Source organism: Pseudomonas sp. WMBT8 (genome assembly GCF_050916005.1).
In the GTDB taxonomy this organism is placed as follows: Bacteria; Pseudomonadota; Gammaproteobacteria; order Pseudomonadales; family Pseudomonadaceae; genus Aquipseudomonas.
On sequence record NZ_CP188096.1, the window covers coordinates 2,062,331 to 2,086,239 of the forward strand.

General features: G+C 56.0%; 33 protein-coding genes. 8 read left to right on the plus strand and 25 right to left on the minus strand.

What is annotated here, in order from left to right; all coding sequences use genetic code 11:
* Positions 1-10: 10 nt before the first annotated feature.
* From ACO77H_RS09540 to ACO77H_RS09550, 3 genes are read left to right on the plus strand one after another with little or no spacing between them, the layout of a single operon-like run.
* A complete protein-coding gene (locus ACO77H_RS09540; protein ID WP_432755369.1) occupies positions 11-406 on the plus strand; it encodes a hypothetical protein in 396 nt (131 codons plus the stop codon).
* A complete protein-coding gene (locus tag ACO77H_RS09545) occupies positions 403-3,111 on the plus strand; it encodes a host specificity factor TipJ family phage tail protein (RefSeq protein WP_432755370.1) in 2,709 nt (902 codons plus the stop codon). Before ACO77H_RS09540 ends, ACO77H_RS09545 begins: the two co-directional genes overlap by 4 nt.
* 56 nt (positions 3,112-3,167) lie before the next feature.
* Positions 3,168-4,970 carry a hypothetical protein gene (locus ACO77H_RS09550; protein ID WP_432755371.1) on the plus strand — a complete coding sequence of 601 codons (1,803 nt, stop codon included), beginning with the start codon at positions 3,168-3,170 and terminating at the stop codon, positions 4,968-4,970.
* A 49-nt stretch (positions 4,971-5,019) separates the two neighbouring features.
* Here ACO77H_RS09550 and ACO77H_RS09555 read toward each other — a convergent pair whose 3' ends face one another.
* The 4 genes from ACO77H_RS09555 to ACO77H_RS09570 form a co-directional block, all read right to left on the minus strand.
* Complete coding sequence (locus tag ACO77H_RS09555; RefSeq protein ID WP_432755372.1) at positions 5,020-6,645, minus strand: hypothetical protein; 1,626 nt, start codon at positions 6,643-6,645, stop codon at positions 5,020-5,022.
* A 65-nt stretch (positions 6,646-6,710) separates the two neighbouring features.
* Complete coding sequence (locus ACO77H_RS09560; protein ID WP_432755373.1) at positions 6,711-8,660, minus strand: acyltransferase family protein; 1,950 nt, start codon at positions 8,658-8,660, stop codon at positions 6,711-6,713.
* Positions 8,661-9,413: 753 nt separating this feature from the next.
* A complete protein-coding gene (locus ACO77H_RS09565; RefSeq protein WP_432755744.1) occupies positions 9,414-10,595 on the minus strand; it encodes a tyrosine-type recombinase/integrase in 1,182 nt (393 codons plus the stop codon).
* On the minus strand, positions 10,481-10,882 hold the full coding sequence (locus ACO77H_RS09570; RefSeq protein WP_432755310.1) for a hypothetical protein: 402 nt from the start codon (positions 10,880-10,882) through the stop codon (positions 10,481-10,483). The genes ACO77H_RS09565 and ACO77H_RS09570 overlap by 115 nt, the downstream gene beginning before the upstream one ends.
* Positions 10,883-11,215: 333 nt before the next feature.
* On the opposite strand from ACO77H_RS09570, the gene ACO77H_RS09575 reads away from it, so the two are divergent.
* Positions 11,216-11,413: a hypothetical protein gene (locus ACO77H_RS09575; protein WP_432755311.1), complete on the plus strand. Its 198-nt coding sequence runs from the start codon at positions 11,216-11,218 to the stop codon at positions 11,411-11,413.
* A 32-nt stretch (positions 11,414-11,445) separates the two neighbouring features.
* Here the strand turns inward: ACO77H_RS09575 and ACO77H_RS09580 are convergent, their stop codons facing one another.
* The 19 genes from ACO77H_RS09580 to ACO77H_RS09670 form a co-directional block, all read right to left on the minus strand.
* On the minus strand, positions 11,446-11,889 hold the full coding sequence (locus ACO77H_RS09580; protein WP_432755312.1) for a hypothetical protein: 444 nt from the start codon (positions 11,887-11,889) through the stop codon (positions 11,446-11,448).
* The gene (locus ACO77H_RS09585) at positions 11,889-12,191 is read right to left on the minus strand and encodes a hypothetical protein (RefSeq protein ID WP_432755313.1); all 303 of its coding nucleotides are present in this window, start codon (positions 12,189-12,191) and stop codon (positions 11,889-11,891) included. The genes ACO77H_RS09580 and ACO77H_RS09585 overlap by 1 nt, the downstream gene beginning before the upstream one ends.
* A 142-nt stretch (positions 12,192-12,333) precedes the next feature.
* Complete coding sequence (locus tag ACO77H_RS09590; protein ID WP_432755314.1) at positions 12,334-12,711, minus strand: hypothetical protein; 378 nt, start codon at positions 12,709-12,711, stop codon at positions 12,334-12,336.
* Complete coding sequence (locus tag ACO77H_RS09595; RefSeq protein WP_432755315.1) at positions 12,708-12,884, minus strand: hypothetical protein; 177 nt, start codon at positions 12,882-12,884, stop codon at positions 12,708-12,710. The genes ACO77H_RS09590 and ACO77H_RS09595 overlap by 4 nt, the downstream gene beginning before the upstream one ends.
* The gene (locus ACO77H_RS09600; RefSeq protein WP_432755316.1) at positions 12,881-13,060 is read right to left on the minus strand and encodes a hypothetical protein; all 180 of its coding nucleotides are present in this window, start codon (positions 13,058-13,060) and stop codon (positions 12,881-12,883) included. The genes ACO77H_RS09595 and ACO77H_RS09600 overlap by 4 nt, the downstream gene beginning before the upstream one ends.
* A complete protein-coding gene (locus tag ACO77H_RS09605) occupies positions 13,047-13,253 on the minus strand; it encodes a hypothetical protein (RefSeq protein ID WP_432755317.1) in 207 nt (68 codons plus the stop codon). The genes ACO77H_RS09600 and ACO77H_RS09605 overlap by 14 nt, the downstream gene beginning before the upstream one ends.
* Before the next feature lie 250 nt (positions 13,254-13,503).
* Positions 13,504-13,974, minus strand: a complete 471-nt coding sequence (locus ACO77H_RS09610; protein WP_432755318.1) for a class I SAM-dependent methyltransferase — start codon at positions 13,972-13,974, stop codon at positions 13,504-13,506.
* Between the two features lie 49 nt (positions 13,975-14,023).
* Complete coding sequence (locus ACO77H_RS09615) at positions 14,024-14,485, minus strand: hypothetical protein (RefSeq protein WP_432755319.1); 462 nt, start codon at positions 14,483-14,485, stop codon at positions 14,024-14,026.
* Between the two features lie 88 nt (positions 14,486-14,573).
* Positions 14,574-15,116 (minus strand): hypothetical protein, encoded by a 543-nt coding sequence (locus tag ACO77H_RS09620; protein ID WP_432755320.1) that lies wholly within the window; start codon positions 15,114-15,116, stop codon positions 14,574-14,576.
* A gap of 160 nt (positions 15,117-15,276) precedes the next feature.
* A complete protein-coding gene (locus ACO77H_RS09625; protein WP_432755321.1) occupies positions 15,277-16,038 on the minus strand; it encodes a DNA cytosine methyltransferase in 762 nt (253 codons plus the stop codon).
* A gap of 57 nt (positions 16,039-16,095) precedes the next feature.
* Positions 16,096-16,407, minus strand: a complete 312-nt coding sequence (locus ACO77H_RS09630) for a hypothetical protein (protein WP_432755322.1) — start codon at positions 16,405-16,407, stop codon at positions 16,096-16,098.
* Between the two features lie 2 nt (positions 16,408-16,409).
* Positions 16,410-17,048: a hypothetical protein gene (locus ACO77H_RS09635; RefSeq protein ID WP_432755323.1), complete on the minus strand. Its 639-nt coding sequence runs from the start codon at positions 17,046-17,048 to the stop codon at positions 16,410-16,412.
* 7 nt (positions 17,049-17,055) lie between these two features.
* Positions 17,056-17,553 carry a siphovirus Gp157 family protein gene (locus tag ACO77H_RS09640; RefSeq protein ID WP_432755324.1) on the minus strand — a complete coding sequence of 166 codons (498 nt, stop codon included), beginning with the start codon at positions 17,551-17,553 and terminating at the stop codon, positions 17,056-17,058.
* Positions 17,550-18,281 carry a hypothetical protein gene (locus ACO77H_RS09645; protein WP_432755325.1) on the minus strand — a complete coding sequence of 244 codons (732 nt, stop codon included), beginning with the start codon at positions 18,279-18,281 and terminating at the stop codon, positions 17,550-17,552. The genes ACO77H_RS09640 and ACO77H_RS09645 overlap by 4 nt, the downstream gene beginning before the upstream one ends.
* A gap of 43 nt (positions 18,282-18,324) precedes the next feature.
* Positions 18,325-18,552, minus strand: coding sequence for a DUF551 domain-containing protein (locus tag ACO77H_RS09650; protein WP_432755326.1), 228 nt, complete (start codon positions 18,550-18,552; stop codon positions 18,325-18,327).
* 125 nt (positions 18,553-18,677) lie between these two features.
* The gene (locus tag ACO77H_RS09655) at positions 18,678-19,217 is read right to left on the minus strand and encodes a DUF2591 domain-containing protein (protein ID WP_432755327.1); all 540 of its coding nucleotides are present in this window, start codon (positions 19,215-19,217) and stop codon (positions 18,678-18,680) included.
* A complete protein-coding gene (locus ACO77H_RS09660) occupies positions 19,201-19,461 on the minus strand; it encodes a hypothetical protein (RefSeq protein ID WP_432755328.1) in 261 nt (86 codons plus the stop codon). Before ACO77H_RS09660 ends, ACO77H_RS09655 begins: the two co-directional genes overlap by 17 nt.
* Complete coding sequence (locus ACO77H_RS09665; protein ID WP_432755329.1) at positions 19,458-19,733, minus strand: hypothetical protein; 276 nt, start codon at positions 19,731-19,733, stop codon at positions 19,458-19,460. The genes ACO77H_RS09660 and ACO77H_RS09665 overlap by 4 nt, the downstream gene beginning before the upstream one ends.
* A 1,041-nt stretch (positions 19,734-20,774) precedes the next feature.
* Positions 20,775-21,029 carry a hypothetical protein gene (locus ACO77H_RS09670; protein WP_432755330.1) on the minus strand — a complete coding sequence of 85 codons (255 nt, stop codon included), beginning with the start codon at positions 21,027-21,029 and terminating at the stop codon, positions 20,775-20,777.
* 449 nt (positions 21,030-21,478) lie between these two features.
* Here ACO77H_RS09670 and ACO77H_RS09675 point away from each other — a divergent pair, with 449 nt between their 5' ends.
* The gene (locus ACO77H_RS09675) at positions 21,479-21,796 is read left to right on the plus strand and encodes a DUF1654 domain-containing protein (RefSeq protein WP_432755331.1); all 318 of its coding nucleotides are present in this window, start codon (positions 21,479-21,481) and stop codon (positions 21,794-21,796) included.
* Between the two features lie 51 nt (positions 21,797-21,847).
* Here ACO77H_RS09675 and ACO77H_RS09680 read toward each other — a convergent pair whose 3' ends face one another.
* Positions 21,848-22,171, minus strand: a complete 324-nt coding sequence (locus ACO77H_RS09680) for a hypothetical protein (protein WP_432755332.1) — start codon at positions 22,169-22,171, stop codon at positions 21,848-21,850.
* A 69-nt stretch (positions 22,172-22,240) separates the two neighbouring features.
* Positions 22,241-23,071 carry a S24 family peptidase gene (locus ACO77H_RS09685; protein ID WP_432755333.1) on the minus strand — a complete coding sequence of 277 codons (831 nt, stop codon included), beginning with the start codon at positions 23,069-23,071 and terminating at the stop codon, positions 22,241-22,243.
* An 89-nt stretch (positions 23,072-23,160) separates the two neighbouring features.
* Here ACO77H_RS09685 and ACO77H_RS09690 point away from each other — a divergent pair, with 89 nt between their 5' ends.
* The 3 genes from ACO77H_RS09690 to ACO77H_RS09700 are packed head-to-tail and all read left to right on the plus strand — an operon-like array spanning position 23,161 to position 23,870.
* Positions 23,161-23,370, plus strand: a complete 210-nt coding sequence (locus tag ACO77H_RS09690; RefSeq protein ID WP_432755334.1) for a hypothetical protein — start codon at positions 23,161-23,163, stop codon at positions 23,368-23,370.
* Between the two features lie 29 nt (positions 23,371-23,399).
* A complete protein-coding gene (locus ACO77H_RS09695; protein WP_198865702.1) occupies positions 23,400-23,609 on the plus strand; it encodes a hypothetical protein in 210 nt (69 codons plus the stop codon).
* Positions 23,610-23,627: 18 nt separating this feature from the next.
* On the plus strand, positions 23,628-23,870 hold the full coding sequence (locus ACO77H_RS09700; protein ID WP_432755335.1) for a hypothetical protein: 243 nt from the start codon (positions 23,628-23,630) through the stop codon (positions 23,868-23,870).
* Positions 23,871-23,909: the final 39 nt, after the last annotated feature.

Consider the following 23,909-nt stretch of genomic DNA (forward strand, 5'->3'; position numbering starts at 1 on the left):
AGGCCTCCTTATGGAATGGATCAATTCGTACCTGTCTTGCAGGTATGAGGATGGCGCGCGCGGTCCTGAAAAGTTCGATTGCTGGGGAATGGTTCGGGACGCACGCCACCGGTACCAGGGCATGCGCCTCCTGCCTAGCTGGGGCCATGTGCGCAATACCGAGCCGAAGGAGTTCACCCGGGCGTACCGCAATGAGGCCGAGCACATGGAGGTTTGCCAGCCGGAGCCGGGGGCTATCGCCGCCGTCATGCGCGGGCACATCTGCATCCACGTAGCCCTTGTGGTCGATGCCGGAGACCGCCTGAAGGTCTTGGAGATCAACCCTACGCGCGGCGCCCGATGCCTTCCGCTGAGCCAGTGGGCGCGCGACCACAACACCGTCATCTATTACCGGGACAGACAATGATCTCAATCTATCCAAACAAGATCGTTCCGTTCCCGGCCGAGACGCGCGGGGTATCGCAGCGACAGAGTTTGCTTTCGTGGTTTCACGCAGACGGCATGCCCGAGGAGGTTGAGCCCGCGGCGCTGCCGGTGAGCGTGTTCATCAATGGTGAGCGCGCGCTGCCGACTCAATGGGCAACTATCGAATTCGGCCCCGAGGACTGCGTCGATATCTACCGGGAGCCCAAAGGCACCGATCCGTTCTCTATTACCCTGGCGCTGGTGTTCGGCGCCAAGGCCGTGATGAGCGCGCTGATGCCAAAAATGCCATCGCTGAACAATGGCGGCGGCATGAAGCGCGGTAATGATCTCGGCTTGGCCACCGTCAAAGGAAACCAGGTAAAGCTGAACTCCCTAATACGGGAGATCGCCGGCAGACAGCGGCCGTACCCGGACTATGCGATTCCGCCAAACCGTTACTTCAGAGACCCGCGATCTCAGTGGATTGAGATGCTCTTGTGTGTTGGGCGCGGGAAATACCAGATTCCTGTCGGCAACATCACTATCGGCGATACGCCGGTAATCTCTTTGGGGGCTGATGCCGAGATCAAGATCTATGGCCCAGGCGCCGACTTGACCGCTGAATCTGCCGCCAAGTGGTGGCATTCCGCGCCAGAGGTTGGGGCTACCTCGACCGGTACCGCAGGCATCGAGTTGAAAGCAACGTATGCCGTTGCGCCGGTACCGGTGGCTCAGTCCTACCAGTTTGCTGGTTTCACCATCTCTATTCCGGACGGCGCAGGCGAATTCCCACTTGGCTGGGCCGCCGGCATGCTCGTTCGTGTCGAAGTTGGCTATCCCTACACCGTCGTTGATGGTGGTGCGGCTCGGGACATTATCAAAGGAGACCTTGGCCAGGTCGCCCCATTCGTTGGGATGGAGATCGAGATCGTTGGTGCAAACGCCGGCAACTACGTTGTTCACTCGTATACGCCAGGCGTTGGCGGTGCACCAGATGAGATGACCCTCAACTGGGCGGATGGCGGTGCTGCTGTTGGCCTGCAAACCGGCGATGTGTCCATGGGTATAGGCTTTCGCGGCCTTCGCTACAGGATCACCTCTGCGAGTACATCGGCGATCACAGTCGATCGCCTTACGAGTGATGGCGAAGATGATGAGGCGTGGCCAGGGTTTGACGCACTTTCGACAACGCTTGCAACGCTGAGGCTTGATGGCTCCACGCAGGAGGGTGATTGGGCTGGTCCATTCCCGGCCTGTCCGGATGGCGTCACCACCAAAACTATTGCATGGGACGTCTTCTTCCCCCAGGGCCTGGCGATTGTCGACTCAAAGGGGTGGGTAGGGCAGAACGGCGTACAGGTCGAATTGCAGTACCGGGATATCACCACTGCCGGTGCCTGGACCTCCGTCTCAATACCGTACTACGCCGCCACGCTCGACCAGCTTGGGTGGACAGAAACCATCACGATTCCTGTCGCTATGCGTCCAGAGGTGAGGATGCGCAGGATTGGGGCGAAGTCCACAAGCACCCAGCACGCCGAGACAGTTCAGTGGTACGGGCTTCGGGCGAACTTGGCGGCTCCAACGAGTTATGCCGGCGTAACCATGATTGCTCTAAGGGTCAAAGGCGGCAACAGGATTGCCTCGCAATCTGAGAGCCAGGTATCCCTCATCGCAACCCGTATCCTGCCGGTTCGTCGTGGCGGGGCCTGGGCGGCCGAAGAGCCAACGCGTGATATTTCGGCCTGGATTGGCCATGTTGCGCGCAGTGTTGGGTACTCGGTTGAGGATGGGAATTCTGACATTGATCTTGCCGAACTGGATCGCCTGCACGCCATATGGACGGCGCGCGGCGACTATTACGACAGATCAATTGACACGCCCAGCACCGTTAAGGCCTGCATGATCGAGGCTCTGCAAGCTGGGTTCGCCGAGCTTACGATTGATCGAGGGCTGATCCGTCCGGTGCGGGATGAGCCCCGCGGGCCAGAGTTCGACCACATCTATAACCCGCAGGTCATGACCAAGCCGCTGAAGCGTGAGGCTGAGCATGTGACAGCCGACGATTTTGACGGTATCGACGTCGAGTACCTGAGCAGCAAGACCTGGCAGGTAGAAACGGTTGAATGCCGACTCGCAGGTGACCAGGGCTTAAGGACCGAGAAGGTTCGGCTGGAGGGCGTAGGCGATAAAACACGGGCCTGGCGTTGGGGGATGCGCCGCCGCCGTCAGCAGGTCTACCAGCGTAAACGCTACAGCTTCACGACGGAGCTGGACGCACTCAATAGTGGCTACCTGGACTATGCGCTGCTGGGAGATACAACCCCGGGATACGGCCAGAGCGCCATGCTCAAGGGGTATGCCCCGATGGGTTCCGAGCACATGCTGGTCTCATCCGAAAGGCTCAACTGGTCCGCCGGCGGTGAGCACTGGATTGCATTGCGCCGCCGCGATGGGAGTGCATCCGGGCCCTATAGGGCAACCCGCATTGACGACTACCGACTGACCATTCCAAGTCTGGACTTCACGCCAGTACTTGATAGCGCCATGGACGCGCCAGTGCTCCAGTTCGGGCCAAAGACAAAATTCTGCTACCCCGCGCTCATCAAGGAGGTGAACCCAAGCGGAACTGTCAGCTGCAGCGTCACAGCCGTTAATTACGATGCTCGCGTCTATCTAGACGACAACAACTTCCCGCCGGCATAGCCGGACACCTTGCGCAAGCCCGCCACTGAGCGGGCTTTTTTTCGTCTGGAGAAAACATGCGATACAACACTGGCAACCCCGTAGAGCCCGATGGCTCCAGCGATCCACGCGATCTCTTTGACAACGCAGGAAATATTGACCTCTTCGCCAATGGTTCAAGCCCTTCATATCTGGACCGCAAGGGGGTCAGCAGGAAGTCCATTCGCGGAATGGAACAGGACTTCTCCGATTTCCTGGCCAACTCCGGCTTTGAACCGGTGCACCTTGTTTATGTAGACGGCCAGCCACTCACCGTAAGCAGACCGACCCAACTGATTGATCGTGACGGTCGGACCTACAGAGTGAAGTTCCCCGCTGCCTTCCCAGTAACGCTCACAGGGACCTGGGCAACTGACCTTACCAAGCTGGTTGAGATTGACGATCAAGCATTGCGGCAGGACCTGGCCTCACCAGAAGGCTATGACCAGATCGGCGCAACACTGCCGACCGGCGTCGTATCCACCGTCAAAGGCTTCTTCAACTGGATCCTCGACCGGATCACGCTGAGTACCTCGGGGTCTGCGGGCCTTGTGGCGGCCGTCGCAAAAGGCGGAAAGGTCGTTATCAAGAATGGCGTGCACTACATGTCCGCCCCAGCTATTTGCGATTACGCCGCCGACCCTGAGGTCGGATTTCCAGGTCATGCAAGCAAGCGTTACGACATTGAAGGGGAGACTCCAGGGGGGACCATCATCAGCAACCAGCATGGTGACTTCGCCTTTAAGTTTTCCGGTTCATCGCCAATGACTCAAAACTTTGGTGGGTTTGATCGCATTGGCAACCTGACCATTGTTGGCCCAAACGTAACGACCCCAAATACGGATAACAGCGGCGGGGCCGGGATTCAGATCAACAGCAAAACGCGGACTGAAATTTATAACTACAACGCGCAGAACCTGACTCTTGCTATGGAGTTGAATGATGTTGTCACTAGCACCATTCGAAATTTCAACGCTATTGGCTGCTATGCAGGTATCCGTGGCGGTCCGACGCTTGGTATCAGCGGTCCGAATGCAATGCATTGGACTAACACGCGTCTCGCCAGTACTTGGGGTAATGCCATTGATATGGCGGTTGGCGCCTGCTTAACGTTCGATGGTCTTACGCTAGAGGGTAATGGCACTCCTGGGTTTTCTCATACGGGCCTGCTACTTACTGCAAGGGCTGGCGATATTGCTAGTGTTATCAACATTCTGGGGCTCTATGCAGAGCTCAATGCTGGGGTTTCTGATGTTTTTGTAAACAATACATCTGTGTATCCAGTACTCGTAAATATTGAAGGATCCATGTTTGCGAGAGTGGACCCTGCGCGGTACGTGCTCAACCACATCCAGGCGGTAAGCTCTGGAGGTGGGAGGGTTACGATAAATCTCGGCAGCGCATCGAGGTTCTTAGCTGGATTTGGTTACACCCCCACCGCCGGTAGGCCATTTTGGTCAGTTGGGCCTAACTGTGAAGTAATCTGGAATGAACACTGTTCTTTTGCGGAAACTACGTCACTGGTTTATTGGTTATGCCTTGATAGGGACTACTCGTTCACCATTGCGGCGAATGGGACCATTCTCGCCGGGCCTGAAGGGTTCGCATGTACGTCCCTAGGGAGCGGACACTACAGGCTATATAGGACTGCCGGCCTGTCTGATTTTGCAAAGTTTGCAGATGACGTAGCTGTTAAGGTGACTCCAGGCGCAGGAGGGTTTACTGCATACATCCCAACCAAGACATCATCTACAATTGATATCCAAACCCATAACGGCGGGGTGGCCGGAGACGCGAAGTTTGATATTTCGATCAAGCGCATAAATGGGTACTACGCATAGTTCGCGAGTGGGCCCAGGCTGAAATGCCTGGGCCCTTTTTTGCGGGGCTTTATTCTTTCTCTACTACCGTGAACCTGAATGGGAACCCGGTATTTTTTGCTTGCAGTATTTCGCCTTCCACGAACACGTTTAGCCGGTCATCGGTGATTGACGTGTTTGTGATTTTGCGTGTCGTCTTGTCGGCGAACTGAACGGTGTTCCCGATCTTGAAGGCAGCAGCATTTTCAGGCGTGTTGTGCAGGAAGAACCCCGGCCACCGCCTTGCAATGCCGTTTGCCCAGTTAGGGTCGGTGACATAGTAGGACGTGTCTTCTTGCATACATGTGACCGTTCCCGCCGAGGCCGTCACCATTTCTTTCGGAAACAATGCAGCCCAGCCTATAGGGTACAGAGCGACGGTGACGTTGCCCGCAGCATCTGCAGGCAGCAGCGATGCCGAGCAAAGCTGATCCTGGAAACTCTCTGCGCCAGCGATTGATGTGCGGGTAGCCTTGCCTTCAAACAGCCAGCCGATGTTGGCCAGATACAGCGCGGCGAACGAAGCCAGGCACAGTGCACCGAGAACACGCACTGCTTTGCTACCGCGCAGGGCCGAGCCGGCGAGCACCAGGAACGAGAAGGTGACGATTATGTTTAGGCCCATGAAGTAGCGGTCTGGGAATGTTCCCGCGTAACCACCCAGGACTTCTGTCAGGTTTTTGCGCATGTAGACGGTGAAGAATGCATAAATCACGTATGCAATTGCACACATGGAAATGAGGCTTTTGATCTCTCGGGACTTTTCCTTTGTCAGCAAGACGGCGAACAATGCCAGTAGCGCCAGCGACAAAATCACAACGACTGTGTCGGTGAGGTGGTTGTAGAAAGGAAATACGAACGGATATATGAAAGACCGCGCAAGGCTGACTTCGATCAGGCTTTCAAATCTAAAGTTACCGATCACACCTTTGGCTGGTGATTCGATCATTCTAAAGAAGATGAGAGCGCCAATGACAAGGCAGCCAGCCGTTACAGCGCCATATTTCTTGATCCACTTCTTGATATCACGATCAATCAGCGTGAAAACAGAAAACGCCAGGGTCAGCACCAGGCATACCGGGTTTGTTGAAGCACAGAGCAGTAGTGCGATATCTGTGATTGGGGTCGCTTTGGTGCTTCTGCTTTTTGCGAACATCAGCAGCGCAGTGATGAACACAAAGTAGAACCCAATGTTCGATATCTTTCCGAACACCTCGCCCGAAGAATCCCCCAGCGGGATCATCAGCGTGGCGAGAAACACCGCCCACCGCATTGCTGTCGGCAGAAACCCTTTCGTGACGTAGTAGCAAAGGACGCTCACTGAGGCGTAGAAAAAGTAGGACCAGAAAGATAGTGCTTGCGGGTAGCAGGCCAGCTTATCACCACAGAAAAAATCAGATACTAGGGTCGCCAAGTAAACGAACAGCAGGTTGCCCCACACAAAGTAATCTGTCTTGGCATTTACTATGGTGTACCACCAACCCTTGGTCATGGCTGTACCGAGCCATACCCCATCCTCTGTGTAGGCTATGTTGTTTGTCAGAGGCTCAAGGTTCCTGAGCATCAGGACCAGTCCTGCAATAACGAGCATGGCTATAACGCCAAGTACCGATAATGTCCTAGTGCTGGAAACGAAATCTCTGTAGCTGCTTTGCATTCATAGCTCCATGTTGTGAAAATGGCCCCCTCATTGGTTCTAAGGGTTATGTTTTTTTGTGTGGATTAATTCCATATCTGATTAAACATTGGCACCAACTTCTTGTTGCCTGATTCGCTCAAATGGTTGTCGTCCCAGTACAGCGACTTTCCATCGACAGAGCCATAGCAGGCGGTCGCATCGCAAAGGGCCGGTTCAGGGTCCAGTAGGTTGATTCCGCAGGCTACGGCCGCATCGCTCATCACCGACACCACAAACGCATTGCGCTCGCGGTAGCTGTCCAGGGATACCGTGATGTCAGCGGTTTTGCCGAACTTCACTTCATCCCTGGCAAGTTTAGTCGGAACGTTTACGCCCATTTCCGGGATTGGCTTGGTCACGTACACAGGCCTGTGCTTGGCAAGTTCGCACATCGAAGACACGTAGCGCTTCCGAAACTCTTCCTTATAAGCAGCATCCAGTGGGCCAGGCTCGCTGAAATACATCGGCGGTCCAGTGGTCGGGTCTTTGCGCTCGTTGTGGCCCAGGACATAGACGGATGATCTGTTTGTCACCACCAAAGGCACGCCTGGCAGGGTGCTACTGAGTTCCTGAATCTGCTTGCTGACAAAGTCACCACACCGGTAATCGGCGGGCATCCCTTGCAGCTTCATACCTGGGATCGTCATGCAGCTGATGTATCCCAGGTACAGCGTTGAGCGTTCTGGGCCGGCGGCATCAGTCACCGCGCTAACGATGGCGTCGGCGTGGCTGTCACCCATAACGATAACGCCTACCGGCTTCTCTGGGTTGCCGAAAACGCACTTGGGGGAGTCGACGCCAGACTCAATAAAGCAATCCTTGCTCGCCGGGTTCTTGTTGGTTCGCTCCCGATCTGCTGCCGCCACGATGTCGCTGACTCGGGATTCAACGCCGCGCTTCACGAATACAAGCGAGGCCGAGGCGCCAACTACAAGGACCAGGGCCGCGTAGCAGGCGAGGTGTGGCAATTGAGGGAGCGGCACCTTAATGATCCGGGAAGGCGTTTCCACCAGGTACAGAGACGCAAAACCAAGAATTACAGACGCAGCAATCCCCGCAGCTACGACTGGGACGTTGTTCGCCATGCCGTAGTAGCCGATCAAAACCACAACTGGCCAGTGCCATAGGTAGATTGAGTAAGAGGCTTCACCGATCCAGCCGGCTACTTTGTTGTTGGTGACGATCGAGGTTTGATCTGCCGCGCAGACCATCAGGGCGGTCCCCAGCACCGGGAGCAGGGCAAGCCAACCCGGCCAAACATCTGTAGCTGTGAAAAGCCAGACACTGGCAGCGATCATCATCAGGCCAATGATGCTGGCCGACTGCTTGTGAGATTTCTTCATCTGCACAGGGAACAGGTAGACAAGGCCGCCAACGATCATTTCCCAGGACCGGGCAGGGAGCGTATAGAAAGCCGTGTTCGGGTAGTGCGTGCTTGCGTACAGGCAAAGTGCGAATGAGCCCACGCCGAGCAAAACCAGAAGCATCCTGGTGGTGTTGAAGCTGAACAGCTTGCGCGCTGCAAGGATGATCAGTGGGTACACCATGTAGAACTGCCATTCGACGGACAGCGACCATGTGTGCAACAACCACTTTTCATGTGACGCGGTATCGAAGTAGCCGACCTCCTTCCAATAAACCATGTTCGACAGGAAGGCGATGCTCGATGCCGCGTGCTTGCCCAGCTCTTTATAGTCGCTGGGGATAAGTAGGAACCATCCGCCAACCAATAGTGCCAGGCACAGCACGGCCAGGGCCGGGATGATTCGCTTGGCGCGTGACAGGTAAAAGCCGATTAGGCTGAATTTCCCGGTGTCCGTCTGCCGGAAGATAATGCCGGTCATGAGGAAGCCAGATATCACGAAGAAGATATCAACTCCGGCGAACCCACCAGAAAAGCCCTTCACACCAAAGTGATATAGGACCACGGCAATGACCGCTATGGCGCGCAGGCCGTTTATGTCAGACCTGAAGCCTGTGTTTTTGGTTTGCATGACTTCCCTTTCTCCGGCGTAACCGGGGGCAAATTGATATCGCGCCGGATTCTACAAGCGAACGCTGGGCGTGTCAGGCTTATGACGGACAGATCAAGCAGCCGCCTATCAGCCGGGACTTGAAAAGAGGCACGAAGCTTTTACGATGCTGTATCCATAACCAGTATCGAGAGAGCCATGCATTTCCTTGTCACCCCTATGAGAGAGCGAGGCGTAGCGCGGCCTTGGCCAGACATAAGGGCGGCCGTCCCAGTCCGTGGTGACCTGCTGGTCAACAACGAGATGTGCGAGTCTATGAACCGCACGAGTAATATTGCTCGGGTTAACGTCGGCATGCCGCTTGATGCGGATCCTCTGCCCGCGCTTCTGGACGCATTCATGTCAGGAATGGCCACCAATGCGTTTACGATGAGCGGCGTGGAGTTGGTTGATGGTGTGCTGTATGCGCAGTCGTGGTGGTGCAGGGGGGGTTGATTGTGCTTGGTCGGCAGAACGCCGTGGCGCAGGGGCTTTCTGTCCGAAAGCCTGTAGGGAGTTTTGCGGGGATTCGTGATACCTTGCCCAACCTTGTTAGACGTCGATTGCAGTGGGCGTCCGCGTAAAGTATTGGTAATTAAGGCTTTTGGGAATGCCCGCAAGCATGGGGTGCTAGGGGTCGAGTGTTCGAATCACTCCGTCCCGACCATATTTTTCAATGACTTAGCCCAATCTGAAAAGGTTGGGCTTTTTCATGCGTAGGGACTTTTGCGGGGGTCATCCCGTTTTTCTCCTCAAGATAGTCAGCGCCGGCCCGCGAGAGTCGGTTGCAGATACTTTGTTCGCAGCCTCAATCAGATGCTGCAGCTCCGGGGTAGAATAGTGGCTCGTAATGCTGCCGTTCTTATGCCCCAACAATGCTTTGCGATCTTCCTCTGTCACGCTTGCTGCACGTAGCCTTCTGCCAAAGGTGTGTTTCAGGTCGTGAATCCTGATCGATCTAAACCCAGGATGTGCCGGCGCCTGGTGAGTCTTCTCCCACTTGTCCGCTGCGCGCACCCTGGCTTTCTTCCAGGCCGAGTCATTCATGCGATGAATTGCCGTTGGCCCGAACTGATCTGGTTGCCCGTACGGGAACACCAGGTCTTTGTGCAGGCCGCGCTGCTTGTCGATGATCGACATGGCCACCTTGTTCAGGATCACCAGGCGTTCATCGCCATTCTTCACCCCAGCTTTCTCACTTCGCCCGCCGAACCCGGCAGGTATCAGAAACACGCTGGTGTTAAGCGCCGGCACGCGTATCTCCCAATCCCACCGCAATTTGCAGACTTCCTGTTCCCGGCACCCGGTGTTCACTTTGTAGAGGGCCATCCTCAAAAGGTGGTCCGGCAGCTCGGCGAACAGCATTGACTGCTCATCCCATGACAGCGGGTAAGGTTTCCTGCTGGACTTCTTTTCTTCCATCATCGATATCATCGGCACGCTTTCCAGCCACGGCCGCTTTTCTGCATCCCGCCACTTGCGGTGGCATAGGTTCAAGATCCTGACGACTCGTTGTAGGGCGATGTTCACCGTCCTGTTCGATACGCCTGGCCTGACCTTTCCCTGTGCTGTCCTGGTCGGCCTCTGCCGATCACGCACAAACGGCGCCAGGGTGCCGTCATCGATGTGCGTGATTGGCAGATCGCCGAGGTACGGGTCGAGCTGCTCAATATGTGAAGCGGAAAGCCCGATTGATGCTTGGTCTTTGAACTCCACCAGGAACCGCGTGGCAGCCTCACGCCAGGTTCGCACCTGGCGCACGCCGTAAACCTTCTCCTGGCGCAGCTTTTCCAGCCGATGGATCAAGTACTGCTCGGCTTCTTCCCTCTCGCTTGTTCCAGTGCTTTCTTGAAGTCGGCAACCTCTGACGACTTTGTCGATGTGCCAAATCCCGTTCCTCTCGTAGAGGCCCGACATTGTTTTTCGCGCCATTGTTTTGCTCCTTGGCGCCCACTGCGGGGCGGATTGTTGTCCTGATCGGTCTGTTTTTCAATCGCCATGGCTTCGACGTAGGCGTCTGCCCACTGGTCCAGCTCGTGGCGGTCAAAGCCAACGCCCTGTTTTCCAATGGGGAATTCACGGACGTGAGGACGGACGGTGTTTTTGAAAACCTCTCGGCACATGCCGAGATATGCGGGTGCTGCCGAAGCGCGGATGAAACGCGGCGCGGTCTCTAGGACCGTCGCCAGCTTTGTGTTGGCCATAGAAATACCTCGCCAGGCCGTCGCCGGCTGGTGCTGTTGAGAGTGGTTAGGTGTTGAGTTGGGGTGGTCTCGGCTGTGCAGATAGCTGGCGCCAGAGGCCATCGGGAATTGAAAACCGGCTAACTTTCTTTAAAATTGTGCCGATCGTTTAGTAAACTTCATCGCTCGCTATAGAGTGCGTTGATGAAGTTGTTGAGATGTTTTGTAGAACCATGGTTTTTGGTCGGTGTACCTGCTTTGGTTCTTGGTTTGTTTTTCACATGACCGACCCTACTTGGGCTTGGCGCCTCGCTGCTTGTTTGTTCATTTGTCAGCAGGTAAAGGAGCGTTTCTATGAGCACATACTGGAATGAAGTAGCGGTTTTGATTCGGCGGGTCGCCAGTGCTGGCAAGCGCCTGGAAGACTTTCTGCAGCGTGTCCCTGATCCCTGGAAGGCGGCTGACAAGAAAGAGTTTTCCGCTCTGCATGCTGATCTTTTACAAGCGCAGGAAGCCTATTCAGCGTTTGAGCATTCCAAGCTCGATTTTTGAGTCTGATCACGGGTAAGAGTGGAGGGGAGCGCTTACTTGTTGTTGAGGCTGGCGGCTTGCTTTAATGCGCCATATCCACGCTCCTGCAAAAACCGCTGGTTGATTTCGTTGGCTTGCTCGCGGGTCATTGGGTAGCAGGTGGAGCACTCTGGGTCGCCACATGAAAGCTTTGTAACTTCGTCAGTGACAGGGCTTTTAACTGAAAGGCCGCAAAGTACTGATGGTTGAACCCGAACATTTTCAAAGGTTGTCGATGGGCGGATCCTGAGGGACGGCTTTCCAGCAAACCCGACTGCTGGACCGTGTGAATAGTCGCAATACGCCTCACCATAGATCTGATGCATGTCCAACTTCTCGCCTTCGGACTCCCTTGAAATCTTTGCATTCCACCACTCGCCACCAATGGTTCCAATAAATATGCCTGCCAGTAGGCCGCAGCTGGCACCGGTAACCCACAGAGTTACTGGATCAGTCATCACTCATCCTCCCCAGCTTTGGCGCGGGACTGGAACTCGGCGGCAGGTGTAAGCGTGCGTGCGTAGTCCAGCAGTGGTGCAGACCAGTCACGTCCTACGCCGTCGTCGAACGCGAACAGCATGCCAGCGAGGGCTTTCTCCAGGCCGAGTGCGCGTTGCGCCAGCGCATCCATCGCGCCAAGCTGGCTATTAATGGCCTTAAAGGCCAGGTCTACTGTGACGCGCTCTGACCTGTTGATTGTTTCAAGCTCGCGAATGTGCGCAATAGCAGCATCTAAGTCATCTTTGATCTTGTCGCTCATACGACCTCCACAGCCTTGAATTGACCCGGCATCCAAAGCCGGCTTGGCTCGCCACGGTAGAAGCTGACGTAGCTCCCTGACTTGGCGGTTGACTTCGACACGCGGTGCCATCGGCCGGCGTTGTCTTTGATTCGGTGGGTGGTCATGGCTGATCTCCACTGCCCATGGCGTCGTCGATTGCCTTGTCGAGCGATTCCATCGAAAGGATGTCTTCATGCTCTGCATAGCCGCAGATGATTGGCGGCATCAGGTAGTCGCTGTCCGGCTCAAGGTCTTCCTGGTTGTCCGGGTCACGCAGCCATCTATATCGCTCGGCATCAGCTTGATCTTTCCGCCATTCATCTCGCAGCGCCGCTGCAGCAGCCACTAAGGTTTCGTTCTCGGCCTTTAGCTTTTCGATGTCTGCCACTAGGTGCATCGCAACTGATGGTGTGCACACCATGTTCCACAGGTCTTCCTTGAGGGGGAAATCATCGTTAACTTCCTGGGCCAGCCGCTTCAGTTCGCTGTAGTCGCTCATGCATCACCCCGTAAAATACGATCGTGCTTGATCAGCGCTTTAGATTTGGAGGCGATATGCCAGCGCTTCATGGTTCCGTTTCCGGCAATCCAGGCTATCGTGTGCTCCCACTCGCGGAATTGGCGCCACAAGACGGCCAGCGCCCGGCCAGTAATTTCAATGTGCTGACTCATGCCTTCCTCCCAGCTTCACGCTGTGCTTTGTTCCAGCCGGCTGCCCAGCGATGGTTAGAGACGGGTGATTTTTCCCCGTCGAATGGGTTGTCTTTGGGGCCTGCACCCTTGATGAAGGCCAGAAAGCCCTGCTCGAATGGGTTGATCTTCTGGCCGTGCAGTTCAGCTGCTGACATGGCGGGCCACCTCGATCACCTGGCGCATTCCCTTCGCGTAATCCGCCGGCCGAACCTGGGACGCCGTTTCAAGGTTGCGCACCATCGTCTCCACCGGCCCGCAACCATCAAACATGCACTTGGGTAGGTGGGATGCCTGCTCAATCATCTGCGCGGCGAACCGTTGTCCTTCCCATATTTCAATCTGAGACATAGGGGGTTCCTTGCCGCACCTGGCGGCAGTGCTTTGATTAGTCGAGGGTCGCCTGACTTTCAGGTTCGTACGGCTTGCCGTCTGGGTCGTGGACCATTACCGGAACATGCTGGCGGATGAACTCGTCGAGACACTTTGGGCATGGGACAGTGCTATCGAAATACCCAGTCGTTCCGCACTTGGGGCACTTCATTGGTTTTGGAATAAAGAACATGGGGTGTCCTTGCCGCGCTGGGCGGCAGAAGGTGGGTTAGGGTTTCTTCATGAAGGTGATCCAGTGCGTTTTCTCGCGCTTCCCAGACTTGTGGCCAAACAGCGGCTGTTCGTCGGTAAGCGCCAAGATTTCGCTGACCCGGACCTGGGTCTCGTTCCACTTGAAGATCAGGAACTGTCCGGGCCGAAGAACCCGGAAGCACTCCGCGAAACCTTTGCGCAGATCGTCGCGCCAGTCGTCGGTCAGGATTCCGTACTTCAGCCGCAGCCAGCTTTCGCGGCCGGCGCGCACCAGGTGCGGGGGATCGAATACCACCATGTTGAAGGTGGCATCGGGGAATGGCAGGTTCCGGAAGTCCATGATCACGTCGGGCTCGACCTTCAGCACCCGCCCATCACACAGCACATGCTCTTCATCGCGGATATCACCGAACAGGGTGCGCTGGTCGCCTTTGTCGAACCACATCATTCGGCTGGCGCTGCATGGGTCGAGGACTTGTGCGTTCATGGCCTCGGCCCCTTGTAGATGAAGACGTAGGCGAACCAGAGGGTGGCGCTCATGGCGTCACCGCCTGATTTCCGAAGCGCTCCAGCAGTTCCTGTTCGAGCTGGGCGGCCAGGTCGTCGTAATTATCGAGGCGCATGGTTCGCATGCACTGATTGTCCGCATCCCAGCCGCTCGGCACTCCATGGTCTGCCCACCAGTTACGTGCAAACCGGAACACGTCCATGGCTGCATCGGTACGAAACTCGTATACATGGCCGGGCGCCCCCTGCCATTGAAGGTTTTCCCCTCCGATCAACGCCTTTAAGCGCCGAGCGAGCTGGCCCTTGCCAAGCGCAATGCCAAGGTTCCCGCGACCGATCATGTATTGATACTGAGAAAAGTGTCTGTCCTGCTCGCTATCGCGCTTCAGGCCCTTGGTGCCGCCGATGTAGTTGTCGATCACGCCACGGGCTGTTTTTTTGACCTGCGCGCGCCATATGGCCTGCAGGATTTCTGCGTCGGTAACTTTCATTGGGCGAACGCATCCTTGCCGCTATAGCGGCTGACTTTGAAGGGGGAGGGGTTACAGGTTTTGCGGGTGGAGTACGGATGTACTCCTTTCAGGTTTTGGCTGACTCAGCCTTCATGGCCAGGCCCGATACGGCCTTGCTGTAGATGAATTTGATCTGATCCCACGGGATGGTGTGTTTCTGCCCGTACTCGCCTTCACCGTCGCATATTGAGCAGCCTTCGACTGGCTCTTCAAGCTCGCAGCACTCAGGGCACTCTTTGGTGACCAGCAGCTTGAACTCGCCGAGCAGCAAGGCTTTGGCGCCATTCTCAGCGGTAAGTTGGCGGGGCATGATGCAGTAGCCATCGGGCACCTCCGCTATTGGCGTGGGCCGCTCTATGCCAGCAGACATTTCACCGATAGCCATGGTCGCAATCTCAAAAGGCTTTTCACCCATCCGAGAAACCTTGGCAATTTCGTTCAGCGCTGTGACTGCATGATCCAGGCGATCATCCGCTGCGGTCAGGCGCTGTTGCAGAGCGTCACGCTCGGCGGTTACCCGGTCGAAGTCGGATGCGCGCACGGCATCCTCGATCATTGAGCCGCCGATCTCTTGCGGAACCCAGGTTTTAAATCGAAGAACTTCACTCATGACCCACCTCCAAATAATCAGAAATCACAACCGACGGCCTCTGTAGGCAACCGGCATAAACACATAATTGCCTCGGTCATCTTGAATGACCGTCCACTCAGCATTGGTCAGTCGAGCCATTAGCTCGCTGAATCAGTATTGGCGGATCATGGGGATACCTCTATGTTTCGAGATAGGCGGCTATGAACTGCGTTGCTGCTTTAGCGTCAAGGCCGTTTCCGTAGGCGCGCAGTCGTCCCACTCTGCTGGCAGATTCATCAACCAGCGGGTAAATGCCGGGTTCAATTGGCCGCTTCTTGCCATCGGGTCCGTTGAACCATGCTTGGCCAAAGCTAATAGCATTGGTAGCGTCTTGCCCTTGGGGTGAGCAAGCCACTTTGTGTAGAACTCCGGGCTTGCTGATTCGCTCCGCCAGTCCCTGGCCGCCGGCGTTGGCCACAAAGTAAATCCTGTCCCGTAGGTGGAACGCACCAGCGCTCGCGGCCTGGATAGGCATTGCCCCGAATGCGTAACCCATTCCTTCCATACCACCTCGCACAAGTGAGAGCCATTCAGATGCACTCGCAACCTGCTCTCCAAAGATGACTGGAGGTTCGCACTGGCCGATGAGCCAGGCGAAGCTTGGCCAAAGGTGTCTTGGGTCCTCAAACCCAGCTCCAGCGCCTGCCGCGCTGAAAGGTTGGCAAGGACAGGAACCGGTCCAAACAGGTCGATCATCTGGGAACCCGGCACGGCGAAGGGCGAGCGACCAAACTCCGATCCCTGCAAAGAAGTGGCATTGCGTGAACCCGCGCAGGTCGCTTGGGTGGACATCTTCGATACTCCTTTCATCCACGATGCCTGGCGCGATGTGGCCGGCCTCTATCAGGTTTCTCAGCCACTGGGCTGCGTAGGGGTCGAACTCGTTATAGTAAGCGGCCATACGCGTCTCTCAGGTAGGCGCCGCCCTCCGGTTACCGGATGCAGCGAGTAGGGTGGGTTATTCGTCGTGGCAGATGCGCAGCGATTCGCGGTTGTAGGCGAGTTGAAGTTTCGCCGACACGTTTTCGCTGATGGTTATTTCGTGTCGCGGCGGAGCGAGAAGCTGAGCTGATCCCGCCGGACCCAGGCCGTGCAGGTGGTGAATCATCAAGGTCATGGCCTCGCCCTGTTCCTCGATGCCGTGCCAGGCCATCAGGTCAGCTAAGGCCTGGCGGGTGCCGGCCATGGTGTGGAGTCTCAACTCTTCCTCGCCGCGGCTCTTTCGCTTCGCCGCGGTCTTTGCCGATCGTTCTTTCTGTTGGGCCGCCATGATCAGGCCTGCTGGGCTGGTTTCGCGAAAAAGGCAGGCGCTGGGCCTTTGGTGTCTTTCGGATAGTCGATGCCGAACTTCTCAAGCAGCCGCTCGAAACTCTTCCGAGTGGTCTGAGTACTTTCGCGCGCCTGGTTTCTGCTGAAACCTCGCGCCAGGAATTCACGGATCAGACCGGCGTTTCTGGCGTCGCGCTCTTCATCGATAAACCGCAGATCCTTGTTGCTGCGCGAATCTGATCGCTGAAACTTGAATCCGCCTTTCTCCGCAAGCCTGTGCAGCGTCCGCAGGTGCATGCCGGTTATCAGGATGGCCTGGGTGTAGGTCATGGTCTCGGCCAGCTTCCTGACGTACTCCAGCTCTTCATCCTTGGCTTTATCGCGCAATGCCTTCATTTCATCGCGCTCTATATCGCGGAGCGCCATTTTGTCCAGGCATGTCATTTGCTTGGGCTCCTGGCTTGCTGCCTTGGCTGGCTTGGGCCTTGGAGCTGGGTGGTGTCTTGCCGGTGGCGGCCTGAAGTTCGGCCCCTCCAGCACCTGGATAGTCCCTCCACTGATCAAGAAGGCTTCGATGTCGTGGGCCAGTTCGTTGCATGCTGGCCGAAGAGCCTCGACCATGCTTAGGTGGTTGCTGATCATGATGACCTCACTTGATGCTGATCGAGCTTTTGCCGATCTCAGGGTGGGCGCCTGGGACTTCCTGACCATCCTTCAAAGCCTTGGCGATGGCCGCCTTGTCCGGTGCGCTGGTTACTTTGACGTTTACGAAGTCATCAGGGATGGCCTTCTCGTCGTCAATGACCACGACAGGCTTGCCCTTGCCGCAGGTGATGGTGAACAACGGGTGGGTGATCTTGGTGATCCCCGCCGCTTCCATGTTGCTGCGCAGGTACTCCTTTAGGCTTTCCTTGCGGTTGTTGATGATCCGCTTGCGCTCGGTCAGCCGATCAATCTGTGACTGGATGGCCTCGAGGTCGCCGTCGATGTTCAGGGTGATCATGGCGATGGCCTTTCCCTTCTCCTGGAACTCGCCTTCGATCCCTTCCATGGTGTCGCGCAGGGCGACTGCCAGGTCTTCGTCGGCGGTATCAGCCAGGGCGGCCAGCTCTTTGAACTGCTCAGCAATCGTGTAGAGCGTGGTCATGCTGCTGACTCCTGATCAAAGCGGGCTTTCTGCTCGTCGTACTCGCGCACGATCCGGGTGACGGCCTTGGTGTCGTTGCGCAGCGTGAGGCGGCGCACGGCCACGTCATGGAACGACTTGAGTTCCTTCGGCGTCCTGGCGGTCTTGAGAGATTCGATGACGGAAGCGATGTAATCCAGGCGCTCCTGTTTCTGCCGGTCTTCCTCGGCAGCCTGATCCTCGGCCTGCTCGATGGCCTGCTCGTCCGCCAGGGCGCTGACATAATCCTTGTCGTCGAACATCCCCAGGAACACGTCGGCGCTGAACCCGAGCATCGACAGGGACTTCTTGATGGCGTCGGTGAGGGACTTCTTTGGAGCCTCGCCATCGGTCGTTGTGCCGTACTTGCTCTTGTAGAGGTACGGTGTACAGCCATACTGTTCGAACTCGCCGCGTTCGCCGTCCTGCTTGATCCAGAAGCGGATCTTCACAGTGTGGTTCAGCTCAAACCCCAGCGTGGCGCGCTTATCGCCTTCGCCGACGAAGATCTCGGCGCCCTTGTCGAAGCGTTCTTCCAGCACCGTCCAGCCAAAACCAATGCCGACCGGGCCGAATATCTCCGTGGCCTTCATGATCATCGCCGTGCCGTTCAGGCTGGTGATCTGCTGGCCGCCGACCTTGGCGTCTTTGGTGTACCGGGTATCGGTCTTCTCGACGCGATTCCAGATCTGCATGTTTTTATCGGACATGACTATCTCTCCGCGCCACCGGAGAGGGGCGCTGTGAAGGGGGTTATTGGGCTGGCGGAGTTGGAAGTGGCATCCAGTGTGTTATCTGGCTTGGCGGGATTTCGTTGTAGGTATTCCATTGCGCCCATGGCGTACCCACCCAATTACCAGCATCGAAGTCGCACTGGCGGACGATATGTCCATCGGTTGCAATTACGGGTATCGACTCGAAAACTTCCACTTCGCCGATTTGCAAGGGCAGTCGTTCGCTACATGCAATCCATTCGGTCATGACGTTTACCTATTGAGTGATGAGCCCGCCGATAGCGGGGCCCAGGAATAGGACGGCGTAGAAGATCAGGCCGGTGATGAAGAAGGCCCAGCGGATGGCGCGGCGCCTGTGCTGCTGGTGGGTGGTCACGACAGCAGCTCCTTTGGCACTTTTACGGTGTCGCCGAGGACTGAGGCAGCGATGGCGCGGCAGGCGGCGATGAGTGGAGTTGAGCCGCACACAGGAAAGCAGTTCTGATCCCAGGGCTGAACAAGCCAATACGAAGGCGATCCGCCGAAACTGATGGCAAAGGGTGTCAACGTAACGGCGTGCTTTTCGATCAGCGGGCCGCCCTGGCTCCAATCGGTGGATGGCGAATAGCAGTACCAGCCATTGATAGCCTCGGCGTCTTCCACCATCTGCCGACAGCTTGGGGAATTGGGGTCAGTGACCACGGCAACGCCTTCAGCCTTCGCCACAGCCCAATCAAGCGCTACACCCGACAGGTCTTTCGTCTTCACTTCTACGAACTCACTCACATCGCCACCTTGCAAGTCCAGCGGCCCGCACACTTGCAAGGCTGCTCGATCCATTTCACGTCTACCAGAAACAAGAAACCCTGATTTCTCAGGGCCTCGGCGATACCTTTGAATGATCCGGCGATGATGGTCATAGCGCTCGCCCATATTGGAGTTCGTAGTCTGCAAGCCGCTTGGCCGCGCTCTGTTGCTGTAGTTCCCGACGCCTTTCCGATACGGCGTTGACCAGAAGCTGCATCAGCTCCACCGATTCCTCGGTGCTGATATGGCCTTGCCCGACATTCGCCTGGATCAAGCCTTCGCAGAAGTCTTCATCGGGTCGGCATGACTTGCAGATCTGCGTGATCTGCTGCTGGATCATTTCAATGGCGCGCTGGTGATAGTTTTTCATGCTGCCAGCCTCCCTTTTCCAAGCTTGCGGGCGTCAATTTCGAACCACAGCTCCCTTTCGATCATGGGAACGTATTCCTTGCTTTCGGCAATCACGGCCAATTCCATCTGGCACACGTCCATCGGGACGCGGTCGGCGTCGTACATGGTCCCGGACAACACGTTGAACGTCAGTTCCCGGCTGCCATTCCGGTACTCGTCTGGCAGAGCTTCCTCGCAATACGTCACCTCCACCTGGAGGACGTACCCTTCAACTATTACTTCGTAAGTCATGGTCGCCTCCACATGGCGGGGTTATTCGGTTGGTTCTGTTGGTCGTTGTTCCATTTGCTTCCTTCGATAGCTAGATGGCGTATCAATCTTCCACCACCCGCTATTCCTTGATGTGGCGTAATACCACCGACCCATTTCGTCTTTTTTGTAGAACCCCGCCATGAACTTTGTTGTTTCTGGCGCCCATGCTTGCGCTCCAGTAGGGGATCGACTCCAATTCACGTCGCTCATGGCGACCTCCAGTGTTTGGGGTTAGGCGGAACGGGCGGACGCTGAATAGTCAGCGATCTTGATTGCCAGATCTTCGGCTGAGCATCCAAGGGCGCTTGCCACGAACGAAACCAGTTGCGCAGATTCAGCTCGGCTCAGCTTCGTACTGAGGCCGTCTTTAGCCTTCTCAGGGATGCTCCGAAGAGCGTCGTATGCTTCTGTGTACGGGTAACGGCTCATGACTCTCTCCATTCGTTGGTTCACCCGGTTGGCGGGCGTAAAAAAGCCCGAGCATTGCCCGGGCTTTCGGTGCTCCACATAGACCTCCCTACGTGGCGCGGGGTTGGCGACTGAGCGCCTATTTAGTTCCACTTCATGGCAAACCCTCCGTTGTTCGCTCACTGGGAAGGCAGTGGCCACCTATTGAATCAATCCGCATGTGCGGGCTTCTGCTACCTTTCGGCTCCCTCCCGGCGGGATGTGCAGTGGGCCCCGGGGTTGATGCAGAGGCCGGAGCTGATCCCGGCACGACTATTAGCGGCCTTAGTGACACCGGAGTTTCACCGGGGCGAAGGTTTCAGCCGCTTATTCTTGGACTCGCCGTGGCCATCTGGGCGCTTACTCACTTTACCGGCCACGATTCCCGCGATCCCTCAGGTCTTACACTTACCCATCAGCCTGGGCATTCATCTGCATCGGGGATCACCCTGCCTGTAACGACATTTGATCAGGACGATTCAAGGTGATTTCCGATACGTCCTCTCCCTATACGAGTCTCCCCAAGGAAAGGATCGGGCCAATTTTCGTCTGGCGGACGTGCAAGGAGTGGGTTCATGCAGCGAATAGATCTTGCTGCAGCGGCTGAGGTTTGCAGCGTTGAAGTCCGGCGCGAATCGCCAATTCCAGCTCCTCAGCATCCTGCTCCAATTCAGGAAACTGCCCTGCAAACTCGCTTACGGCCTTGCGAATTTCGGCAGCTTCGCGCTGCAGTGAAGGGATCACGATGCTGAGCATGTTTCCTACCGTTCGCAGATCAAGGCTGCACTCCCGGCAAAGTCGGATGTAGTCGATCATGTACTTGGGCATGTCTTGGTCTCCTGGGCTTCCAAATACCTCCAGGGGGACTAGAGGCATTTGTGAACCCAGATGGCAGGCCTGAAACAGCAGGTCGCCATCTGTGAGCCGTGAGCAGCTACTGGCTGCACTCATCGGCGTGTATCTAATGTCAAAGAACGGTTGGTTCCAGTCGGTCCCCGGTTAGGGGGCTGGGAGATCACTTCGCTGATCCCTGGCTATCTGGCGGCTTCACCAGTCGTGTGGCGGGTCTTGGTAGGCCCTTCGCAGTCCCTGAAGCGCTGCGATGTCGACAATTTAGAAAACTTAACAAAATACGTCAACACATATTTTAAGAAAACTTAACAGGCGATGCGAATGGGCTCTTGGGCAGGGGTGTTAGATCAAAGGTTTACGGCTCATAAAACGATGGGTATCATCGGGCTATAACTGTATAGATATACAGTCAAATGGAGCGTGAAATGGCCAATAAGAAAAAGCAGGGGCAGCAGGAGAGGGCGGTGATGAGCGGCCTAGAAAGCCTCGGGCTACGAGTTTCGTCGATGATCAATCATCCAGTCGCCCAGCAGCAGCGATGGGTGACAATTCATCGCCTCGACACGGATGGAGACCGTGAATGGGATGAGGTCATGGGGCTCCTGTCTGAGACAGACGGTATAGAGATGACATTCAACGATGACGGCACGGTCACGCTTAAATGGGAGGCCTTATCCGAAGATGACCCTCAGGTTGAAGAGGTTGAGGAGTTCATTTCAGTCGAAGAGGTGGCACCTTTTTGACGGGAACAAAAAAGCCCGCTCAGTGGCGGGCTTTTTCATGGTTTTGGCAAATTATCCGCGTCTAGCGCCTGCCAACGTCCCGTATTTTGATTCGTACTTATAGAGCTTGTCCAAGCACGTCCACTGGATATTATCCCTAACCGCCGGCACCGGATTAGCGTCACGGTCTCCCCAGCAAAGGTCTATTTCGTGCTGCGCATATTCTTGATCGGACATAGGTCCAGAAAGCCATGCGACCACAAAAATGACACCAAAAAGGGCGATGGTTGCGATGATCCCCAAGAGCCATTTCGGTTTTTTAGGCTGGGTAGAAGGTTGGCTCTGCGTCGGATCCGAAATACGGCTAGCCCCAGAGTAGTTGTCGCGGTTGGTCATTCTAATTCCCTAAGTGGCCTCTTTTGATCAGCGGCGCATCTGCTGGATATGGATCGGGTCGAGGGGTTATTAAGCTTTACGGGCATTCCAGATGAGCAGAACTTTGGCGTGGATGGTTACGTCATCAATCCGTGCTGTCTGGTTTTCGTAATGCTGATTGTCGGAGATCAGTCTGTAATGGTCTTCGTCTAGCCGCATCATCCGCTTTATGTACAGCTCCTGATGCCAGGTCACGACGTAGATTCCCTCTCCAATGAACTCGGTAATTCCCCGGTCCACAATGACTAGGTCCTTGTCATTGATAGTGCCTTCCATACTCTGGCCCCAACCGGTGATCATGGCTAGGGCAGAAGTTGACGTGTAGGTAACACCCTTCTCGCGCAGCATTTCCTCGCGCACGACCAGGTTGCGCACTGCTTCATTATAGTCGGCTGGCACCTGGCCATGCCCCATAGCGCCACGGACATCGTACTGAGGGATGAGTATTTCTTCCTTTAGCGGTCGTAAGGTCGCCAGATTGGCCGGCAGGTACGACTGATCATCTTCGATAGATGTATCCGCCTGAACTGCCGCCGCCAGAACCATTTCGCGCGCCTTTTCTGACAGATTTTTCCCTGCCTTCGATGCCAGCATGTGCGCGACGAGCTCAGCGCTCGATGAGCCTGCCTTAGGGGAATAGACGGCGCCGGAGTCTTCAGGCTCTCCAGTACCCTCTGAAAGCCAATCAGGTGAGCACTCCAAGGCCTTGGCCAGGGAAAGCAAGTTCTTCCCCTTGGCGCCATTGGTTCCGCTCAACCAAAAGCTGACCGTCGCTTTAGAAACGCCAGTCAGTTTGCTGATGTCGGTTGCGTTGAGGTTGAGCTTCCTCATGCGCGTCATTACGCGGTCTTTGAATTCCATATTTAGGATTCTAAACACAACAGTGTTTAGATAACTTGCCTTGTGCTGTTAAGAACTCTAAACTCGGCGTAGACACTGGAGACACAACCATGACCTACGACCAAGCACTTGAACATTTCGGCACTGGCCGCGCTATCGGCGACGCCCTTGGCGTGACCGGCAGCCGGGTATCTCAGTGCCGGACCACGGGCGGGTTCTCCTACCCAATGCAATGCGTCCTGGAGAAGGAATCGGGCGGGGTGCTTGTAGCCAAGCGCGAAGACGACCCATCCCAGCCGCTCAAGAAATCCGCCGCTTAACCCTTTCGAACAACCAAGGAGCCTCACCAATGGCATATGACGACCCGTCACACAAACGCAGCGCTGTGATCAAGGCGCGATACACCCCTGAAGATTTGCGCTACCTGCGCATGGAAGCCAAACAGGCCGGCATGCAGCTCGCTACTTACATCCACGAACTTTCAATGGTTGCACGCCGCTTAGGTGCCGCCCAGCTGATACGAGAGATGAATGCCTGTGCACAGGATAAATCAGCTTAAGAGCCCTATGGAGGACCTATGCCTGAAAGAACCTTCGACCTCCTGGAAGAAGGGGCTCAGGACGAGGTTAGACAGTTAAGTGTCGAGCTCGGATGGAGCCTTGAAAACGCGACGAAAGAGTACCTGCGTGCAGGTAGATCACTCGCGATCCAGGCCCAGATGGAGCAGATGAAGCGCAAAGCGCCTCTGCTTTCTCTGGTTGAACACAAAAAGGGCCTCGAAAGGGCCGAAAAAGGAGGGGCTGATGATGGTCCTGATTAGCCACAACCAAACAGCAGACGAAAAAAAACCACCTGGCCG

What these genes read in the sequence shown, in the direction of transcription:
- ACO77H_RS09540 (WP_432755369.1), top strand. Translation starts at nt 11, where the DNA reads ATGGAATGGATCAATTCGTACCTGTCTTGCAGGTATGAGGATGGCGCG.
- ACO77H_RS09545 (WP_432755370.1), top strand. Translation starts at nt 403, where the DNA reads ATGATCTCAATCTATCCAAACAAGATCGTTCCGTTCCCGGCCGAGACG.
- ACO77H_RS09550 (WP_432755371.1), top strand. Translation starts at nt 3,168, where the DNA reads ATGCGATACAACACTGGCAACCCCGTAGAGCCCGATGGCTCCAGCGAT.
- ACO77H_RS09555 (WP_432755372.1), bottom strand. Translation starts at nt 6,645, where the DNA reads ATGCAAAGCAGCTACAGAGATTTCGTTTCCAGCACTAGGACATTATCG.
- ACO77H_RS09560 (WP_432755373.1), bottom strand. Translation starts at nt 8,660, where the DNA reads ATGCAAACCAAAAACACAGGCTTCAGGTCTGACATAAACGGCCTGCGC.
- ACO77H_RS09565 (WP_432755744.1), bottom strand. Translation starts at nt 10,595, where the DNA reads ATGTCGGGCCTCTACGAGAGGAACGGGATTTGGCACATCGACAAAGTC.
- ACO77H_RS09570 (WP_432755310.1), bottom strand. Translation starts at nt 10,882, where the DNA reads ATGGCCAACACAAAGCTGGCGACGGTCCTAGAGACCGCGCCGCGTTTC.
- ACO77H_RS09575 (WP_432755311.1), top strand. Translation starts at nt 11,216, where the DNA reads ATGAGCACATACTGGAATGAAGTAGCGGTTTTGATTCGGCGGGTCGCC.
- ACO77H_RS09580 (WP_432755312.1), bottom strand. Translation starts at nt 11,889, where the DNA reads ATGACTGATCCAGTAACTCTGTGGGTTACCGGTGCCAGCTGCGGCCTA.
- ACO77H_RS09585 (WP_432755313.1), bottom strand. Translation starts at nt 12,191, where the DNA reads ATGAGCGACAAGATCAAAGATGACTTAGATGCTGCTATTGCGCACATT.
- ACO77H_RS09590 (WP_432755314.1), bottom strand. Translation starts at nt 12,711, where the DNA reads ATGAGCGACTACAGCGAACTGAAGCGGCTGGCCCAGGAAGTTAACGAT.
- ACO77H_RS09595 (WP_432755315.1), bottom strand. Translation starts at nt 12,884, where the DNA reads ATGAGTCAGCACATTGAAATTACTGGCCGGGCGCTGGCCGTCTTGTGG.
- ACO77H_RS09600 (WP_432755316.1), bottom strand. Translation starts at nt 13,060, where the DNA reads ATGTCAGCAGCTGAACTGCACGGCCAGAAGATCAACCCATTCGAGCAG.
- ACO77H_RS09605 (WP_432755317.1), bottom strand. Translation starts at nt 13,253, where the DNA reads ATGTCTCAGATTGAAATATGGGAAGGACAACGGTTCGCCGCGCAGATG.
- ACO77H_RS09610 (WP_432755318.1), bottom strand. Translation starts at nt 13,974, where the DNA reads ATGAACGCACAAGTCCTCGACCCATGCAGCGCCAGCCGAATGATGTGG.
- ACO77H_RS09615 (WP_432755319.1), bottom strand. Translation starts at nt 14,485, where the DNA reads ATGAAAGTTACCGACGCAGAAATCCTGCAGGCCATATGGCGCGCGCAG.
- ACO77H_RS09620 (WP_432755320.1), bottom strand. Translation starts at nt 15,116, where the DNA reads ATGAGTGAAGTTCTTCGATTTAAAACCTGGGTTCCGCAAGAGATCGGC.
- ACO77H_RS09625 (WP_432755321.1), bottom strand. Translation starts at nt 16,038, where the DNA reads ATGGCCGCTTACTATAACGAGTTCGACCCCTACGCAGCCCAGTGGCTG.
- ACO77H_RS09630 (WP_432755322.1), bottom strand. Translation starts at nt 16,407, where the DNA reads ATGGCGGCCCAACAGAAAGAACGATCGGCAAAGACCGCGGCGAAGCGA.
- ACO77H_RS09635 (WP_432755323.1), bottom strand. Translation starts at nt 17,048, where the DNA reads ATGATCAGCAACCACCTAAGCATGGTCGAGGCTCTTCGGCCAGCATGC.
- ACO77H_RS09640 (WP_432755324.1), bottom strand. Translation starts at nt 17,553, where the DNA reads ATGACCACGCTCTACACGATTGCTGAGCAGTTCAAAGAGCTGGCCGCC.
- ACO77H_RS09645 (WP_432755325.1), bottom strand. Translation starts at nt 18,281, where the DNA reads ATGTCCGATAAAAACATGCAGATCTGGAATCGCGTCGAGAAGACCGAT.
- ACO77H_RS09650 (WP_432755326.1), bottom strand. Translation starts at nt 18,552, where the DNA reads ATGACCGAATGGATTGCATGTAGCGAACGACTGCCCTTGCAAATCGGC.
- ACO77H_RS09655 (WP_432755327.1), bottom strand. Translation starts at nt 19,217, where the DNA reads ATGGGCGAGCGCTATGACCATCATCGCCGGATCATTCAAAGGTATCGC.
- ACO77H_RS09660 (WP_432755328.1), bottom strand. Translation starts at nt 19,461, where the DNA reads ATGAAAAACTATCACCAGCGCGCCATTGAAATGATCCAGCAGCAGATC.
- ACO77H_RS09665 (WP_432755329.1), bottom strand. Translation starts at nt 19,733, where the DNA reads ATGACTTACGAAGTAATAGTTGAAGGGTACGTCCTCCAGGTGGAGGTG.
- ACO77H_RS09670 (WP_432755330.1), bottom strand. Translation starts at nt 21,029, where the DNA reads ATGCCCAAGTACATGATCGACTACATCCGACTTTGCCGGGAGTGCAGC.
- ACO77H_RS09675 (WP_432755331.1), top strand. Translation starts at nt 21,479, where the DNA reads ATGGCCAATAAGAAAAAGCAGGGGCAGCAGGAGAGGGCGGTGATGAGC.
- ACO77H_RS09680 (WP_432755332.1), bottom strand. Translation starts at nt 22,171, where the DNA reads ATGACCAACCGCGACAACTACTCTGGGGCTAGCCGTATTTCGGATCCG.
- ACO77H_RS09685 (WP_432755333.1), bottom strand. Translation starts at nt 23,071, where the DNA reads ATGGAATTCAAAGACCGCGTAATGACGCGCATGAGGAAGCTCAACCTC.
- ACO77H_RS09690 (WP_432755334.1), top strand. Translation starts at nt 23,161, where the DNA reads ATGACCTACGACCAAGCACTTGAACATTTCGGCACTGGCCGCGCTATC.
- ACO77H_RS09695 (WP_198865702.1), top strand. Translation starts at nt 23,400, where the DNA reads ATGGCATATGACGACCCGTCACACAAACGCAGCGCTGTGATCAAGGCG.
- ACO77H_RS09700 (WP_432755335.1), top strand. Translation starts at nt 23,628, where the DNA reads ATGCCTGAAAGAACCTTCGACCTCCTGGAAGAAGGGGCTCAGGACGAG.